14 protein-coding genes are annotated in these 16,914 nt (G+C 49.0%); 12 read left to right on the top strand and 2 right to left on the bottom strand.

Annotated features, from left to right (window positions below; genetic code table 11):
* The first annotated feature begins 9 nt into the window (after positions 1-9).
* The 10 genes from BN1247_RS11235 (at position 10) to BN1247_RS11190 (ending at position 12,494) form a co-directional block, all read left to right on the top strand.
* A complete protein-coding gene (locus BN1247_RS11235) occupies positions 10-1,035 on the top strand; it encodes a LacI family DNA-binding transcriptional regulator (RefSeq protein ID WP_054950464.1) in 1,026 nt (341 codons plus the stop codon).
* Between the two features lie 86 nt (positions 1,036-1,121).
* Complete coding sequence (locus BN1247_RS11230; protein WP_054950463.1) at positions 1,122-3,485, top strand: glycoside hydrolase family 65 protein; 2,364 nt, start codon at positions 1,122-1,124, stop codon at positions 3,483-3,485.
* 114 nt (positions 3,486-3,599) lie between these two features.
* Entirely contained in the window at positions 3,600-4,286 is a 687-nt protein-coding gene (gene pgmB / locus BN1247_RS11225) for a beta-phosphoglucomutase (protein WP_054950462.1), read from the top strand.
* A gap of 121 nt (positions 4,287-4,407) precedes the next feature.
* Positions 4,408-5,682: an ABC transporter substrate-binding protein gene (locus tag BN1247_RS11220; protein WP_054950461.1), complete on the top strand. Its 1,275-nt coding sequence runs from the start codon at positions 4,408-4,410 to the stop codon at positions 5,680-5,682.
* 172 nt (positions 5,683-5,854) lie between these two features.
* On the top strand, positions 5,855-6,760 hold the full coding sequence (locus BN1247_RS11215; protein WP_054950460.1) for a carbohydrate ABC transporter permease: 906 nt from the start codon (positions 5,855-5,857) through the stop codon (positions 6,758-6,760).
* Between the two features lie 11 nt (positions 6,761-6,771).
* Positions 6,772-7,605, top strand: a complete 834-nt coding sequence (locus BN1247_RS11210; RefSeq protein WP_054950459.1) for a carbohydrate ABC transporter permease — start codon at positions 6,772-6,774, stop codon at positions 7,603-7,605.
* Positions 7,606-7,646: 41 nt separating this feature from the next.
* Positions 7,647-9,941, top strand: coding sequence for a glycoside hydrolase family 65 protein (locus BN1247_RS11205; RefSeq protein ID WP_054950458.1), 2,295 nt, complete (start codon positions 7,647-7,649; stop codon positions 9,939-9,941).
* A gap of 425 nt (positions 9,942-10,366) precedes the next feature.
* Entirely contained in the window at positions 10,367-10,528 is a 162-nt protein-coding gene (locus tag BN1247_RS18225) for a hypothetical protein (RefSeq protein ID WP_222705240.1), read from the top strand.
* 728 nt (positions 10,529-11,256) lie between these two features.
* Positions 11,257-11,799, top strand: a complete 543-nt coding sequence (locus BN1247_RS11195) for a LytR/AlgR family response regulator transcription factor (RefSeq protein WP_054950456.1) — start codon at positions 11,257-11,259, stop codon at positions 11,797-11,799.
* Positions 11,800-12,239: 440 nt separating this feature from the next.
* Positions 12,240-12,494 carry an SH3 domain-containing protein gene (locus BN1247_RS11190; RefSeq protein WP_187119773.1) on the top strand — a complete coding sequence of 85 codons (255 nt, stop codon included), beginning with the start codon at positions 12,240-12,242 and terminating at the stop codon, positions 12,492-12,494.
* Between the two features lie 155 nt (positions 12,495-12,649).
* On the opposite strand, the gene BN1247_RS11185 is transcribed toward BN1247_RS11190, so the two are convergent.
* Positions 12,650-12,997 carry a helix-turn-helix domain-containing protein gene (locus tag BN1247_RS11185; RefSeq protein WP_261796038.1) on the bottom strand — a complete coding sequence of 116 codons (348 nt, stop codon included), beginning with the start codon at positions 12,995-12,997 and terminating at the stop codon, positions 12,650-12,652.
* Between the two features lie 471 nt (positions 12,998-13,468).
* Here BN1247_RS11185 and trpB point away from each other — a divergent pair, with 471 nt between their 5' ends.
* Positions 13,469-14,656, top strand: coding sequence for a tryptophan synthase subunit beta (trpB, locus tag BN1247_RS11180; protein ID WP_054950454.1), 1,188 nt, complete (start codon positions 13,469-13,471; stop codon positions 14,654-14,656).
* 92 nt (positions 14,657-14,748) lie between these two features.
* Here trpB and BN1247_RS11175 read toward each other — a convergent pair whose 3' ends face one another.
* A complete protein-coding gene (locus BN1247_RS11175) occupies positions 14,749-15,162 on the bottom strand; it encodes a DUF309 domain-containing protein (RefSeq protein ID WP_054950453.1) in 414 nt (137 codons plus the stop codon).
* Positions 15,163-15,512: 350 nt separating this feature from the next.
* Between BN1247_RS11175 and treP the strand changes: the two genes are divergently transcribed.
* Positions 15,513-16,910 (top strand): PTS system trehalose-specific EIIBC component, encoded by a 1,398-nt coding sequence (treP, locus tag BN1247_RS11170; RefSeq protein WP_054950452.1) that lies wholly within the window; start codon positions 15,513-15,515, stop codon positions 16,908-16,910.
* Positions 16,911-16,914 lie beyond the last annotated feature (4 nt).

Here is a 16,914-nt window from a genome sequence, read left to right as displayed (position 1 = left end):
AGGAAGTAAATGACGACGATTAAAGACATCGCGAAAGTCGCTGGTGTTTCCGTGACGACTGTTTCCAGAGCATTAAACGGTTACGCGGACGTTAGTGAAAAGACGCGAAGAAAGGTAGAGAAGATCGCCGCGGAGCTCGATTACAGTCCGAATACACTCGCGCGCAGTTTAGTGATGAACCGCTCACAGACGATCGGCTTGCTCGTATCCGATTTCAGCACTGGAATGGTTAAAGATAACTTTATGGTCGAAGTGCTGGCAGGTATAAACAAATACGTCGCGCAAACGGACTATGACCTCATTTTATTCAACGCCGATTCGACAAAGCAGCGCGAGAAGACGTATTCGCAGTTGTGTCGCGAGCGCAAGGTAGACGGGGTCATCCTTCAAGGCATCAAAACGGACGATCCGTACCTCAGGGAAGTTGTCGAAAGTGACATTCCGTGCGTCCTGATCGACATTCCCATCGAGTCGTCGACTGTCGGCTACGTGACGACAGACAACGTACTCGGCGCGAAAAAAGCGGTGGCGCACTTAGTCGAACAAGGGCATACGAACATCGCTATGATGAACGGCCACAACTTAGCGTTCGTCAGTCAGAAGCGCTTGCAAGGCTACATGGAAGCGCTGAAAGAGGCGAACCTGTCAGTCAACTGGGACTGGATCGTGAACGGTGCGTTTGAAGAGAAACAGGCGGAAACGGTCGCAACGGCGCTGTTAACGGCAACCCCCGACATTACTGCGATTTTTTGCGCGAGTGACTTAATGGCCTTAGGGGTAATAGCAGCAGCGAAAAAGCTCGGGCGCCACATTCCCGATGATTTGTCAGTCGTCGGTTATGACGATATTTTACTCGCTTCATATGCGACTCCGAAGCTGACGACGATTGCGCAAAACAAGGTTGAGATGGGTTACCAAGCGGCTAACTTGTTGATCCGCATGTTAGAAGGGACCGACGAGTCCCACGTCATTTCAATCGACACAGAACTGATTGTACGCGAATCGACGAGTGAACCGCGAAAAAGAGGAAAATAAGCTGGTTTAAACCGCTTATTTTTTTCTTCACTATCCAAAACGTTTTGGATGATGATTTAATTCATGTGATGCAAGGAGCGATCGCATTGTTGCGCTACGATTTAGGAACCGGTGAAAACAAAAACTGGCTCGTCTCGGAAACGGCCTTTCATCCACAGCAGTTAGGGAAATGCGAAGCGATTATGTCGCTCGGTAACGGTTATATGGGAATCCGTGCCACGATGGAGGAGCCGTACTACCGGCAGACGAGAAACATGTTCGTCGCCGGGACGTTCAACCAGTTTGCCGACAACGAAGTGACAGAACTACCGAACGCCGCTGACTTAATCGAAATGAATATCCTGTTGAACGATGACTACTTTTCATTGGAAAAAGGTAAGATTATCGCTTACCGCCGCGACTTAAACGTGCGTACGGGGGAACTCGTGCGGCGCGTCGAGTGGGAAAACGAGGCTGGCGAGCAGTATCGCTTCGTCTTTCGCCGCTTTGTGTCGATGCACAATTTGCACTTACTCGCTGCGAAAGTTGACATCGAACCGTTAAATTCAACGGTCCACCTTAAGTTAAGTTCTGGGATTAACGCCCAAATGACGAATTCGGGGACGCAACACTTTAGGGAAGGCGAGAAGCGCATTTTTGATAAAACGTTTATCCAATTACTGCAACAGACGACTGAGTCAAACATCGATTTTGTCTTAAATACGACGCATCGCTTAGCGATTGACGGTACACCCGTCGCCATACAGCCGGAAATGGCGATCGGTCGCCGCCAAGTATCTGTCGCGTACGACGTTACGCTAGAAAAAGGGCAGACATTGTCCATCGAAAAAATTTCGAACGTGTTTACGAGTAGGGACAAAGCGTATGACAACGAGCAATATAACTTGCAAACGTTGCGCGACGCGGCGCTCGCCAACTTAAAAGAAGAAGCAGCAAAAGGGTATGCGCGTTTGTTTGCCGAGAGTGTCGCTGCGTGGCAAGCAAAGTGGGACGAGATGGCGATTACGATCGACAGTGAGCAATCGTATGACCAATTAGCGCTGCGCTTTGCCCAATACCACTTGCTCGCGATGACCCCTAGCCACGACAATCGCTTTAACATCGGGGCGAAAGGTCTTTCCGGCGAAGGGTATAAAGGACATGCCTTTTGGGATACCGAAATTTTCATTCTCCCGTTCTTCATTTACACGTTCCCGGAAGTGGCGCGCCAACTACTCGAATACCGCTACAACACGCTGCCCGGCGCACGGCGCAAAGCGCGGGGGAACGGCTATCGCGGGGCGATGTACGCTTGGGAATCGGCCTTTACTGGGGATGAAACGACCCCAGTGTGGGGGGCGGTCGACATCGTGACCGGCAAAGCGACGAAAATTTGGTCCGGCTTTATCGAGCAACACATAACGAGTGACGTGGCGTACGCCGTGTGGCAGTACTACTCCATTACCGGCGACCAATCGTTCATGGACGCTTATGGGTATGAAATTTTGTTTGATACGGCAACTTTTTGGGCGAGCCGCTTGGAGTGGAACGAGGCGCAGCAGCAGTACCACATTAACGACGTCATCGGACCGGACGAATACAAAGAACACGTGAATAACAATGCCTTTACGAACTACATGGCGCATTGGAATATTGACACGGCACTCCGCTGTAGCCGCGAGTTGAAAGAAGCCCGTCCCGAACTGTGGGCATCGCTGAACGACAAACTGGATTTAACAGAGGCTGAGCGCGAATGGAGCGAGAAGCTCACACTCATTTATTTGCCGCAGCCGCGAGAAGCGGATTTGGTCATTCCGCAAGACGACACGTACTTAACGAAAAAAGTGATTGACCTCAGTAAGTACAAAAACCAGGAGCAAGTGGGGAGCTTGTTTAAAGATTACAATCTCGAACAAGTGAACGAGATGCAAGTGTCGAAACAGGCGGACATTATGATCTTGTTCTACTTGCTGGAGCACAAATTTTCTCCAGACGTAAAGCGCGCAAACTGGGAATATTACGAGCCAAAAACGTTGCACGATTCCTCACTCAGCTTATCGACCCACTCGGTGCTCGCATCCGATATGGACGACCCGGAATTGGCGTACAGCTTGTTCTCGCGAGCGGCGCGGATCGACTTGGGGCCAAATATGCATTCCTCCGATCACGGGATCCACGCCGCGTCAATCGGCGGCATGTGGCAATGCGTCGTGAACGGATTCGGCGGTGTCCGACTGTTCGACGGAAAACTGCGGCTCAATCCGAAACTGCCGCGACAGTGGTCGCGCTTAACGTTCCCGCTCTATTGGCAAGGTGAACGTCTCGTCGTCGCGATCGATAAAACGACACTGCAGATCGAAAGAGTGACGAACGGTGAAGCGGCGAGCAGTCGAGAAGTTATATCGCTCGAGGTCGCAGGCAACACATACGAACTCGAGCGTCAGTTGAGGATTGACCTTAAAGGAGATTGACCGATTAAGGTAGCAAGTTTTCAATATGGAGTCAGTCTGTACGCTGACCGCGGCTCGATCCAATACCGCCGAAATCGCTCCTGACAACATCAATTGCGAAAGGACTAATTGCTTATGAATGAAAGACTGGCAGCAGTTATTTTCGACCTCGACGGTGTCGTTACCGATACGGCGGAATACCACTACGTTGCATGGCGGACACTCGCGGAACAATTAGGTATTGCGATTGATCGGCCGTTTAACGAACAGCTAAAAGGGATTAGTCGCATGGATTCGCTGGAAAAAATATTGGCACGCGGCGGGCAGGCGTCCGCCTATACCGCCGCGGAAAAAACGGCGCTGGCAGAGCAAAAAAACGCCCATTACACACAACTCATTCAAAAAATAACGCCACAGGGCGTGTTGCCTGGCATCCGTGCGTTGTTGCAAGAGCTCGCCGACAACAAAATTAAAGCCGCCTTGGCCTCTGCCAGTAAAAATGCCCGCGCCATTGTCGAAAGGCTGGAGCTCGACCATCATTTCGATCACATCGTCGATGTGCGTACGATTGCTAAAGGTAAACCCGATCCGGAAATATTCGTGGCCGCTGCTGATGCACTAGGCGTTCCTTACGACCGCTGTATCGGCATTGAAGACGCGGCAGCCGGGGTGACCGCGATCCGCGCGGCAGGTATGTTTGCTGTCGGCGTCGGCGACCGGGAGACACTCGCTCACGCCCATTACGTCGTCGAAAGCACGGATGAACTGACGCTGAAGGCTTTAGTGGATAAAAAAAGCACGTGGCTTAGCGGTGCTAGCTAAGGAATAGCTGCCTGGCATAGAAACAGCCGGCAAGTTAAACCGCTTCGCATTTAATAACTGTGGTTTTTATAGGGGTTAGCCCCTTACTATAAAAACAAACTAACACAAAGGATTGAGGTCCATGAAAACGAAGGCAAAAAAATGGCTTATCATGCTCACTATTTTCTCTTTGTTAATGGGCGTTGTAATGACAGGTTGCAGCGGGAACGATAACGGTTCGCCCGCGGAGGATAAAGCAGAGAAAAAGCAGGCGGAGAAAGTAACGGTGAAGTTAGCGGGGTGGGGCGGCAATCCGAGTGAGACGAAGCTGTTGAAGCAGACAATCGCCGACTTTGAAAAGAAAAACCCGAACATTAAAGTGAAACACGAAGTGATTGCTGACCAGTACATGGATGTCATTAAAACGCGGCTCATCGGAGGAGAAGGTCCAGACGTCTTTTATCTCGATGCGTTTGAGGCGCCTGCCCTCATCGAAACAGGCGTACTCGAGCCGCTGGACGAGTATGTGACGGACGCATTTGATGTCGCCGATTTTGAAAAACCGCTTTTAGAAGCTTTTCAGGTAGATGGTACCACGTACGGGTTCCCGAAAGACTATTCCACGTTAGCGTTGTTTTATAACAAGAACATGTTAAAAGACGCTGGTGTCGACGTGCCGAAAACGTGGGACGAGCTACGCGAAGCGTCGAAAAAATTGACGAAAGACGATGTGTACGGCTTTGGCGTCGCTCCGGAACTGGCGCGCATGTACTACATCGCTGAAGCGAAAGGTGGAAAAGTCGTCAAAGACAACAAGGCAAACTTTGCTGCAAAAGAAGTCGTAGAATCGCTTCAACCGATCATTGACCAACACAACATCGACAAAACGTCGATCCAACCTTCCGAAGTCGGAGCTGATTGGGGCGGCGAGATGTTCGGACAACAAAAGGCGGCAATGGTCATCGAAGGGAACTGGGTCATCCCGTTTCTGGAAGATACGTTCCCCGATGTCGACTACGGAACAGCTGAAGTGCCGACGATCGACGGAAAAAAAGGGACGATGGCTTACACTGTCGCTTATGTCATGAACGCCTCTTCGGAGAAAAAAGAAGCGTCTTGGAAACTGATTGAGTATTTAACGGGTAAAGAAGGCATGGAAACGTGGACGAGCAAAGGTTATGCTTTACCGACGCGCAAAAGTGTAGCAGAAAAGCTCGGCTACGACAAAGATGAATTGCGCGGTGCTCTCGTTGCTGGCGCGCCCTATGCGACCGTTTGGGCGGAAGGGACAAACTTGCCGACCATCACGAATAACTTTAACAACCAGTTTGTTAACGCCTTCCTCGGCAAGCAATCTTTGGAAAAGGCGCTAAAAGAAGCACAAAAACAAGCGAACAGTGAAATCGAATCGAATTAACGACTAACGCAACCGGTCAGCATACCGACTAATGCGATCGATTCGCACGAGGCAGTGAGGACGAATGAATAGGGTTTCTATATTCGTCCTCCGCCCTTCATTGTGTTGTTACTTTCTGCCTTAGTTGATTGACACGAATTCTGATTTTCTCTTGCCATAGGAGATGAAAGTAATGAAGCGCAAGAAGAAATATTCGCGGAAGGCGTTGCGGGAGGCGACACAAGGCTACGTCTTTATGAGTCCGACGGTTTTTGTCCTCGCGATGTTCATTATCGGCCCGTTGCTATACGCTGTCTTTCTATCGTTTCACAAAGTACAATTGTTAGGGACGACGAGTTACAAGTTCGTCGGGTTGGACAACTTTTTGCGTATTGCCGACGATCAGCGCGCACTTATCGCCCTTTGGAACACGTTCAAATACGTCGTCATCGTCGTCCCGATACAGACGTTATTGGCTCTCGTGTTGGCAGCGATCTTAAATGCCGGTTTAAAGGCACAAAAATTTTTCCGCATCGTTTACTTTTTACCGACACTTACTTCCTCTGCGGTTTTAGCGTTAATTTTCATGTGGATGTATAACAAAAACGGTTTGATCAACCACGTGCTAGACCTCGTCGGTTTACCGACGTACAACTGGATTGGCGATCCGAACGTCGCGCTAACGTCGATTATGATCATGAACATTTGGTCGACCGCCCCTTACTTTATGGTCATTTATTTAGCGGCGTTGCAAGAAATACCCGATTCGATCTATGAAGCAGCTGACTTGGACGGAGCGAATGTCATCCAAAAGTTTTGGCACATTACTGTCCCAAATTTGCGGCCGATTACGTCGTTTGTCGTCATTATGGGGTTGATCGGCACGTTCCAATTGTTTGACCAGTCGTATATTTTTTCCGGCGGGTCGGGGGGTCCGAACAACGCCACGTTAACCGTCGTCCTTTTAATTTACCAATATGCGTTTAAATCGCTTGGCACGATGGGGTACGCGGCTGCACTTGCACTGCTGCTGGCGATCGTCATTTTAATCGCGACATTGCTTCAGCGGAAACTATCTAAAGAGGAATCGCTTTACTAGGGGGGATCGTCGTGAAGAAGAAGAAAAAAATTTCCATTGGAAAAATAATTTTATACGTGATCCTCGGTTTATATGCAGTCGTCACTTGCGTACCGTTTTTGTGGGCCTTGTCGTCCTCCTTTAAAACGTTAGAGGAAATTGTGAGTGGCTCCATCTCCTTTATCCCGAAGCAATTTACATTTGAGAACTATATGCAGATCTTCCTGCAAGAGGGGATGTTCCCCCGCTGGTTGTTGAACAGTACGATTATTGCCGTCGTGGGGACAGGGCTCAATTTACTGTTCAATTCGATGGCGGGTTATGCCTTGGCTCGGCTCAGTTTTCCTGGGAAGAAATCGCTTTTTATCGTCATTTTAGCGGTGCTAATGATTCCGATGCAAGTGACGATGATCCCGAACTACTTAATTTTAAAACTGTTCGGGTGGCTGAACACGTACCAAGGGATTATCGTACCGGGAATGATTAACGCCACCTTTATTTTTATGATGCGGCAGTTCTTTATTAATTTTCCGAAAGAACTAGAAGAAGCGGCGGAGATTGACGGACTCAGCAGAATCGGCACGTTTTTCCGCGTCGTCTTGCCCCTGGCTCGCTCGGCGTTAGCAGCGCAAACGATCTTCGTGTTTATGGGTTTTTGGAACGATTTTATGCGCCCGCTAATCGTCATGTCCGATCCGTCTATGTTCACGTTGCCACTCGGACTCAACACGTTTAAAGGGCAGTTCGTCAGTTATTGGAACTACATTATGGCCGCATCGATGGTGTTTACGTTGCCCGTCCTGCTCCTGTACACCTTCTTTAACAAGTACTTTGTAAAAGGGATTTCCTTTACGGGCGGAAAATAAGAGCCAACTGGGAGTGGCTCTGGATCGAAGGAGTGGCTTGAATGTCTTGGACCGTTAATTCGCGCGACTTATCCCCACAAGCGCTGCTGAACGAAGAAAGTTTGTTTTCCCTCGCGAACGGCTACCTCGGGGTGCGCGGAAATTTTGAAGAAGGTTACGGCGACGGCATGGCGTCGATTCGCGGCACATACATTAACGCCTTTTACGACACCGTCGACATTGCCTACGGGGAAAAGTTTGTCGGTTACCCCGTGACACAGCAAAAACTACTCAACGTCATCGATGCGCAAACGATTACGATTGCCCTCGTTGAAGAAGAGAGCGCAGAGGAAGTGTCACTGTTCGCGGGAGAGGTGCTCGCGTATGAACGGGTGCTGCGCTTGGACCAAGGGGTGAGCGAACGACGCCTGCATTGGCGTTCGCCGCGCGGTAAAGAAGTGAAGCTAACGTTTAAACGGCTCGTTTCGTTTACGAAGCGGGAGCTGTTCCTGCAAGAAGTGACAGTTGAACCGGTCAATTTTTACGGCACCTTGCAATTGACCGTAGAAGTTAACGGCGATGTAGAAAATTATACAGCAAAAAACGACCCGCGTGTCGCGACTGGCGACGCGAAGCGGCTGACTGTGACGCGCGCGGGACATAGGAATGGAACGATGTTCGCGGAAGCAGTGACAGAGCGGTCGAAACTGCAGACGGCGTGTGCCGTCGCTTGCGACCTGAGTGTTCCTTTTGAGCGAGAGGATGCCGTGACGGACACTGCCGTGCAAGCGGTGTTTACGTGTGACCTTACGCAAACCGTCATTTTTACGAAAAAAAATGTGTTCACTGATACGTTGCGACACGGGGAGCAGCCGCTAGCCAGAGCAGGCGAACTTGTGGACGGGCTGAAGGCGTACACGTTTAAAGAGGCGGCTGAGGCGCAGGCAGCTTACTTGCGTCGCTTCTGGCAGACGACTGACGTACAAATTAACGGCGAGGCCAAGTTGCAGGAAGCAATTCGCTTTAATTTGTATCACTTGCTGCAGGCGGTCGGACGCGACCGACACGCGAACATCGCGGCTAAAGGCCTCTCCGGCGAAGGGTACGAAGGACATTATTTTTGGGACACGGAAATATATATGTTACCCGTTTTTTCGCTCACGAACCCCGAATTAGCGAAGCATTTGCTCCTATACCGACATACGATTCTCAAGGCAGCGCGGGCGCGAGCACGAGAAATGGGGCATAAGCAAGGCGCCCTTTACCCGTGGCGCACGATCGCCGGCAGCGAATGTTCCGCCTACTATCCGGCTGGCAGCGCGCAGTACCACATTAGTGGAGATGTCGCCTACAGTTATGTGCAATATTATTTGGCGACGAAAGACGTCGATTTTTTAGTAAAATACGGGGCGGAAGTACTGTTTGAGACGGCGCGCCTCTGGCTCGACGTCGGCCACGAGCAGGACGGCGCGTTCAAAATTGATGCTGTAACCGGACCGGACGAATACACGTGTATCGTGAACAACAACTACTACACGAATGCAATGGCGAAGTACAATTTGACGTGGGCGGCGAAAGTGTATGCCCTTTTGCAAGAAAAGGCGGAGGAGCCGTTACGCGCCTTGGCTCGGCGGATCAAGCTTACGCCCGCCGAAGTGTCCACCTGGCAGCAGGCGGCAGAACGGATGTATTTACCGTACGACCCCGAGCGAGGCATCAATCCGCAAGACGATACCTTTTTGCAAAAGGCGGTATGGGATTTTGCCAATACGCCTAAGGAGAACTATCCGCTACTCCTACACTACCATCCGTTGACGCTTTACCGCCATCAAGTATGTAAGCAAGCGGACACAGTGCTCGCTCACTTCCTGTTGGAAGATGAACAACCCTTTGCTGTCATCAAAAACTCGTACGATTACTACGAGCAAATTACGACGCACGATTCCTCCCTCTCCTCGTGCGTGTACAGCATGATGGCGGCGAAAGTCGGTTACGAGGAGAAAGCGTATCGTTACTTTACGGAAACGGCACGCCTCGATTTGGATAATTTGCACGGCAATACGAAAGACGGCCTGCACATGGCGAACATGGGCGGGACGTGGTTGGCGATCGTCTTCGGTTTCGCTGGTCTCCGCCTGAAAGAGACGGGAATTTCTTTTGCACCAATGCTACCGCGCGAATGGCAGTCGTATGCCTTTAATCTGATGTACGAAGGGAATTTGTTGCGCGTAACCGTGACGGAGAAAGAGATGTCCATTCAACTCGTGGAGGGGGAGCGGCTTAACGTAGCGATCGACGGTCGCGTGTATAAGGTGAACCGGGCTGCAGGGGTCAAGGTGCCACTCATTAGGCAATAGTAGCAAATAGGTTAGTAGACGCTCTTAGACTAATTAGTGGGAGGAGGAGGCGTACCTAAACTGTTTGGTACGGAGATGCTCTTCACTCGATGAATTGAGGGGTACTTCTAAGATAGGTAGCATACAGTAACCCGAAGTTAAATTAATGCAACGTACGCGGCAAGTATACCGTACGTACTCTTTTAATATGGGACGAGATACAAGACCTATCTCAAGCCTGCAGGAAAAAAGAAGTCTTCTTTTCTGCAGGCTTGTTGCATTTAATCTTGCATTCTGGGAGCTGACGGGTGACCCCGACTTGCTCGATCTGAAGCAACAAGGCGGGCAGTGGGTATTCGGGGAATATGTCGATGTGTTTCGGCAACTTTACGGTGCTGTCCATGCACAGCAAATTCCCGTCCTCGCCATCACGGCTAAACCGGGGTTTGTATTTAAATACCAATCAGCGCCGACGCACGTCGGGGGCGGTAGCCGCGGGGGAGCAAGAGATGGTCGTTCCGCTCATCGTCGGCGGTACAACGGTTAAACCGCGGCACAATCGCCTCGTCGACATGAAGGACTACTTACTGACATTACTTGGTGAATAATAGACGAATAGCACAACGTTTGTTTATGCACTTACGAAAAACGGCGAATTAAACCCCTATACAGAATTCGAACAGGGGCTGCGGCAGAACGTCAGCTTTTATTAACTTTCTGTCGTAGCTCCTTTTTGTGGTAACGCCCAGCATGGGCGTCGCAGACGATTTATCACATAAGAAAAACGTTGCGGCAATTTCATGACCACTTTCGGATTGAAAATACGACAGAAGGCTATATCAAACATATTTGGCACAAGCAGAACAACTCGGGGCAAAAAAAGCCGGGCGAACAGGACGTCAACGTTACCGATTGTCGAAGGAACGGAAGAGAAAATGTTGGAGAAAGGTGTGGAACATTATTCTTCGACCGTGTATCCCAGGGGCAATGAGCCAAAATTTAAATACGAAATGCGTGAGGCGGAGATCGTCGGTGGGGGAGAAGTGTTAACGTTGTCGACGTGTTACCCGTGTAGCTACTTGGTATTATCCGTAACGCTTATGCGTACCTTGTGGATCAATAACATAAACACAATTATCGCCCCATTCGGGTTTCGAATAGTAAAAAATGTTGATGTCGTTTATTCTCCTGAGCTAAACGTCCATCCCGGCTGAAGGTAGTGAGTCTTTCCTTTGGCTTGAACTTTTTTATAACACCTTGAGTGTGAACTAATGGACACACATGTTTCAGAATTAGTATCAGAGAAGAGAGAAATTTCTATTTAGGGGCGATGGCAATGAATGCGATCCTGGTAGACGATGAACCACACGCCTTGGATTACCTAGAACGTCATCTCGCAAAGATCAGTAACATAGAAGTTGTCGGGAAATATATTGACCCGTTTGTCGGGAAAGAAAAAACTATCGAGAAAGCGGTAGATGTTGTTTTTTTAGATATTAATTTACCGAAAATGAATGGTCTTCAACTAGCAGAGCAGATTTTGGCAAGAAAGCCAGATGTCACGGTCGTCTTTGTTACGGCGTGCGATGAGTATGCGGTACACGCTTTTGAAGTCAACGCGTTAGACTACTTAGTAAAACCAGTCCGCAGTGACCGTTTGCGAAAAACAATTGCACGTATTGAAGAACATCTGCGCACAAAAAAGAACAGACAACGTCCGCAAGATGAACCGATTCGCGTCAACGTATGTAGACAGTTAACGGTACAAGCGGAAAATGAACTCGCAGAAATGATCCGTTGGCGAACGGCAAGGGCACAGGAGCTGTTTCCGCCAAGTGATTGTATAACTAAATGGTATAAGCAATGGAAGAAGAGGTAAAACATAGACATTCCAAGGCAAGGCTGTTTTCGCGAGTAAGTCACCAATTCCAGATTGCAGGTCTGCTAGCCCTTTTGCCAGATTATTCATGTGCAGAGAAAAAGTAAACGAATGATTACGAGTGAGGCCAGTTTCCAAGATGTATGATATTCTAGGGGACGGCCTTTTTATATGGTCATCCATTAAGGAAGAATACTGCAAGTAGCAAAGGTAGATCGTTTTCGTGGCAGAATTTCAACTTTTTCCGTTTTATGTAGAACTGTAGGGGTGATTAGTAGATAATAGTGTATGAAATAGTTTACATAGTAGTCGTACCCATTTAAACATGAAACCGAAATTATAGGGGTGTTACTGTGAAACCGAAAGGTATGGTCGTATTGCTATCGTCCCTTTTCCTTATTGGTGGCGAACTAGGGTCGCTCGCAACTATTCCTTTACCGATGCAGTCGGTACAAGTAGCATCTGAGGAAAACAACGTTACTACAAGGAAAGTGAGTGGCGAGTATACGGTGGCGGTAGGTGTTCTTAAGGTGCGATCAGGTGCTGACACAACTTATGAAGAACTAGGCACGCTAACCTACGGGAAGAAGATTAAAGTGACAGGGAAGACGAGCAACGGCTGGTATCGTTTTAAGTTTAATGGGAAAACAGCTTATGCAAACTGTGCCTTCATTAAGCCTGTAACAAAAGAGTGAAAAGAAAGCGTTTCATCTAAAAAAGTCGATGAGCGGTGCTGCTCGTCGACCTTTTAATACGACCTCTACCTAGATCATTTCTTTCCCTTGTTTCTTTTTCCGATCAATCGTTGTTCATACGTTCGAGCCGTTCTCTTGTTCAAGTCTTAGGCCGTCTACTCATGCTCTTCGTCCCGCTGTTCCTTTTCTAAAAACCTTAGAAATTGAGTAGGACTTACTTGTAAGTCGACTGCGGGCTTGACAAGATATTTCCACTCGTCTGGAATTTCACTGGAGCTATGCGAGTGTCCACCATCGTCATCTCCATAGACCAATGTCTCGACCGATACGTTTAGGACGTCCGCAATTTTTTTGAGAAGCTGAATGGATGGGTTTGACTGCAAATCCCGCTCCAAAGAACTGATATACGATTTGGCGACATTTGCGCGTTCGGATAGCTCGGTTAGGGACATTCTTTTTTGCTCGCGGAGTTTTCTTACTTGTTGACCGACAGATTGTGTCACAATATGATCCCACCTATTAGTATTTTGTGATATGTGACGGTATCTGCTCTTCACCACGCATCATGTCGATCTTTTCATATGAAGTTGTACACTATAGTGAACTTAAAAGTGTTATTACAAACTATATATTTACTACCAAGAGGTTACTTAAATCCATTTTACAATGTGTAACTATACATTTTCTAAACATCGAGGGTTTAAGGTGATATCCATTTATAGTTGTTGTCAAAGTTCCTGCCAGTTATGTACCCGTACCCGTGGCGATGTTTTACATTGCTTGCTTGTTTGCAACATGGAAGAAAAAGTAATTCGTCATTGTACGTATTCCGGTTTTACGTATTATGTTTTTACGAATTAGTGTGAAGCATATTCACACGAAAAAATAAGGTAGCAATCGTCACGCGGTTGTACTAATATATAGGATATACTAGCAAGCGTACAATTTATACGAGCTGAGGAGAGTGAGCTGAGATGAGCTTGGCACAGACTAAAGTAGGTTTTTTTGGTGATTTTGGTGGAAGTTTTGTCCCGGAACAACTGCAGGGAGTCCTCGATCGGTTAGACGAGGCGTTTCAAACGTACAAGGACGATCCTGACTTTCGGCAGGAGTTAGACCACTATTTGCGCGAGTTCGTCGGGAGACCGAGCCCGTTATATTTCGCCGAGCGCCTAACAGATGCGTTGGGCGGCGCAAAAATTTATTTGAAACGGGAAGAGTTAAATCATACTGGCTCACACAAAATAAACAATGTGATGGGGCAAGTGTTGTTGGCCAAACGGATGGGCGCCAAGCGGATCATCGCTGAGACAGGTGCGGGACAGCACGGCGTCGCGACGGCGACGGGATGCGCCATGTTCGGCATTGACTGTGTCATTTACATGGGTGAAGAGGACACAAAGCGGCAGGCGTTGAACGTGTTCCGCATGGAACTTCTCGGCGCGAAAGTCGTCCCGGTTACTACAGGGACACGCACATTGAAGGACGCTGTCGACGCGGCGCTCGGTGACTTGATGGCGAATTACGAGAACACGTTCTACCTGCTCGGTTCGGCCGTCGGGCCCCACCCTTACCCGACGATTGTCCGCCACTTCCAATCGATAATTGGGCGGGAAGCGCGGACACAACTGTTGGAGCAGGAAGGGCGTTTACCGGACCTCATCACCGCGTGCGTCGGCGGCGGCAGTAACGCCATCGGGTTATTTTCCCCGTTTGTGCAGGACGAAACAGTCAAAATCGTCGGTGTAGAACCAGGTGGAAGAGGCAGTGCACGCGGTGAACACGCCGCGCCAATCACGTACGGTGGTCCGGGTGAAATCCACGGTTTCAAATGTTACGTGATGAAAGACGATGACGGGGCAATTCAACCGACCCACTCCATTGCCGCCGGGCTCGACTATCCCGGTGTAGGCCCGGAACACAGTTACTACAAAGCGAGCGGCCGCGCGGACTATGTGACCGTGACAGACGAAGAGGCGCTAAACGCGTTCCAAGTACTTTCGAAAGCGGAAGGCATTATTCCCGCGTTGGAAAGCGCACACGCCGTCGCTTACGCGATGAAAGTGGCGCCGCAAATGGATCGCGAGCAAATTGTCATCGTCAACTTGTCCGGCCGTGGCGATAAAGATGTGCAACAAGTGTTTGATCTTGTGCAGCGGTAATTACATGGGTGAGAATATACGATAAATGAAAGGTTCGTTTTGCCCCCTCAGTTGATTGGAGGGGGTTTTTTCATCTGTATACTTATTTGTCCTTATTTGACCGCTGCTACTAGCGCCTCGAGTTCGCGGTCGCGGATCACGATGTCAAAGACGTAAAAGTCAAACGGCTCCTTCTCGTACACCGTTATTTTTGCGTAGTATTCTTTCGCATCCTTCGTTAATTGCTGGACATCAATGCCGAGATGTTCGTCGGGGAACTGCCCTGTTTTTTCCGCCCCAACGCGAAACAATTTTCGCGCGCCTTTAAGATTCCCTTTCTTAAAATGATGCAGCGCGGTCGCGATTTGTAGTAACCCTTGATAAAACAGATGCTGCCGTCCTTCTGCTACCCACAACTCCTCCAGCAATTCGTGGCATTGCAAAAAATCCCGCGTCGTACTGAAATGGTATAAAAATTCGATGTATCGGCGAGGGTAGTCGTGTGAGATCGTTTCCTGCACGTTCATTATGCTTAGCTTCCTCCTAATATGTCAGGCATAAGTGCAACCTTCCCCTATTTTAGCAAACAATGTCTGAAAAAACGGTGAACATGTTCTTACATCGAAGCTGAATGCAAAAAATGAATACCGGAGATGAGCGCGTCTGATGCGGTTTGCAGAAACGAATTCACCGTTTAGACTTAGTTCTACTTTTTTGTTCGTTGACATACATGTATATACAAGTTAAGATTAAACTGTAACATGTATATACATGTCCTGCATGCATTCTCTATCAAATGCTCGGGCAAAAGCAATCTTTTTGTGTGAGACAAATTCTTTTTGGAGACGTTTTGAAAACGTTCACGGGGGAGGATACAATGGATATTCGGCAGACGGCGGCAGACATCATTGCATCTATCGGCGGTAAAGACAACATTGCCAAGGCGAGTCACTGTGTGACGCGGTTGCGGTTTGCACTCGTCGACGAGGGGAAGGTCGACCAAAAAGCGCTCGAACAAATTGACGCGGTGAAGGGATCGTTTTCCGCGAACGGGCAGTTCCAAGTCGTCATTGGACAAGGGCTCGTCGACAAAGTGTATGTCGAATTGACGGATTTGGCTGGAATCGAGGAGTCATCGAAGCAAGACGTAAAAGATGAAGCGGAAAAGAAACTCAATTGGTTGCAGCGCGGGGTAAAGATGCTCGCAGACATCTTTATTCCGATCCTGCCGGCGATCGTCACCGCTGGGTTGTTGATGGGGATTAATAACATTTTAGCGGGTAAAGGTATTTTTTACGCCGGTAAGTCGGTCGTCGACGTACACACGGCATGGAAAGATTTTGCTGATATTATTAACCTAATCGCCAATACGGCGTTTACGTTTTTGCCTGCCCTAATCGGATGGTCAGCGGTGAAGCGCTTTGGCGGTAACCCACTACTTGGGATCGTGCTCGGACTCATGCTCGTTCACCCCGACTTATTAAATGCGTGGGGATACGGGGAAGCAAAGGAAGTTCCCGTCTGGAACTTATTCGGACTAACGATCGAAAAAGTCGGTTACCAAGGGCAAGTGTTACCGGTATTGTTCGCCTCATATGCACTGGCTAAACTGGAGATCTTCCTTAAGAAGCGCATTCCCGACGCGTTTCAGTTGTTACTCGTCGCGCCGATCGCCCTACTCGTGACAGGCTTTTTGTCCTTTATCGTCATTGGACCGGTGACGTTCGGCTTAGGGAACGCGATTACGTTATTTTTTACAACGATTTTCGATAAATTTGCGATCTTAGGTGGTTTAGTTTACGGTGCGCTATATGCGCCGCTCGTTATCACTGGGATGCATCACACCTTTTTGGCTGTCGACTTGCAGCTCATCGGGGATATGGGTGGCACTTTTTTGTGGCCGATTGTTGCCTTGTCCAACATTTCGCAAGGGTCAGCCGCACTGGCGATGATGCTCGTATCGAGAGATGAGAAAGTAAAAGGACTGTCGCTCACTTCAGCGATTTCCGCCTATCTCGGCATCACGGAACCGGCGATGTTTGGAGTTAACTTGCGCTTCCGCTATCCGTTCATTTCGGCGATGATCGGTTCGGCGACAGCAGCCGTATGGATTACGCTCAACAAAGTACTGGCACCGTCGATCGGCGTCGGTGGTTTGCCCGCCTTCTTGTCGATCGTTCCAGAAAAGTGGCTACCGTTCTTCATCGGTATGGCCGTTGCCATCGTCGTACCGTTTGTTCTTACGTTTGTCATCGGAAAAGCGCGGAAGCAATAACAGG

Source organism: Numidum massiliense (assembly GCF_001375555.1).
Taxonomy (GTDB): domain Bacteria; phylum Bacillota; class Bacilli; order Thermoactinomycetales; family Novibacillaceae; genus Numidum; species Numidum massiliense.
Note: the sequence above shows the minus strand (reverse complement) of the source record. Positions and strands in the feature narration are given on the sequence as shown.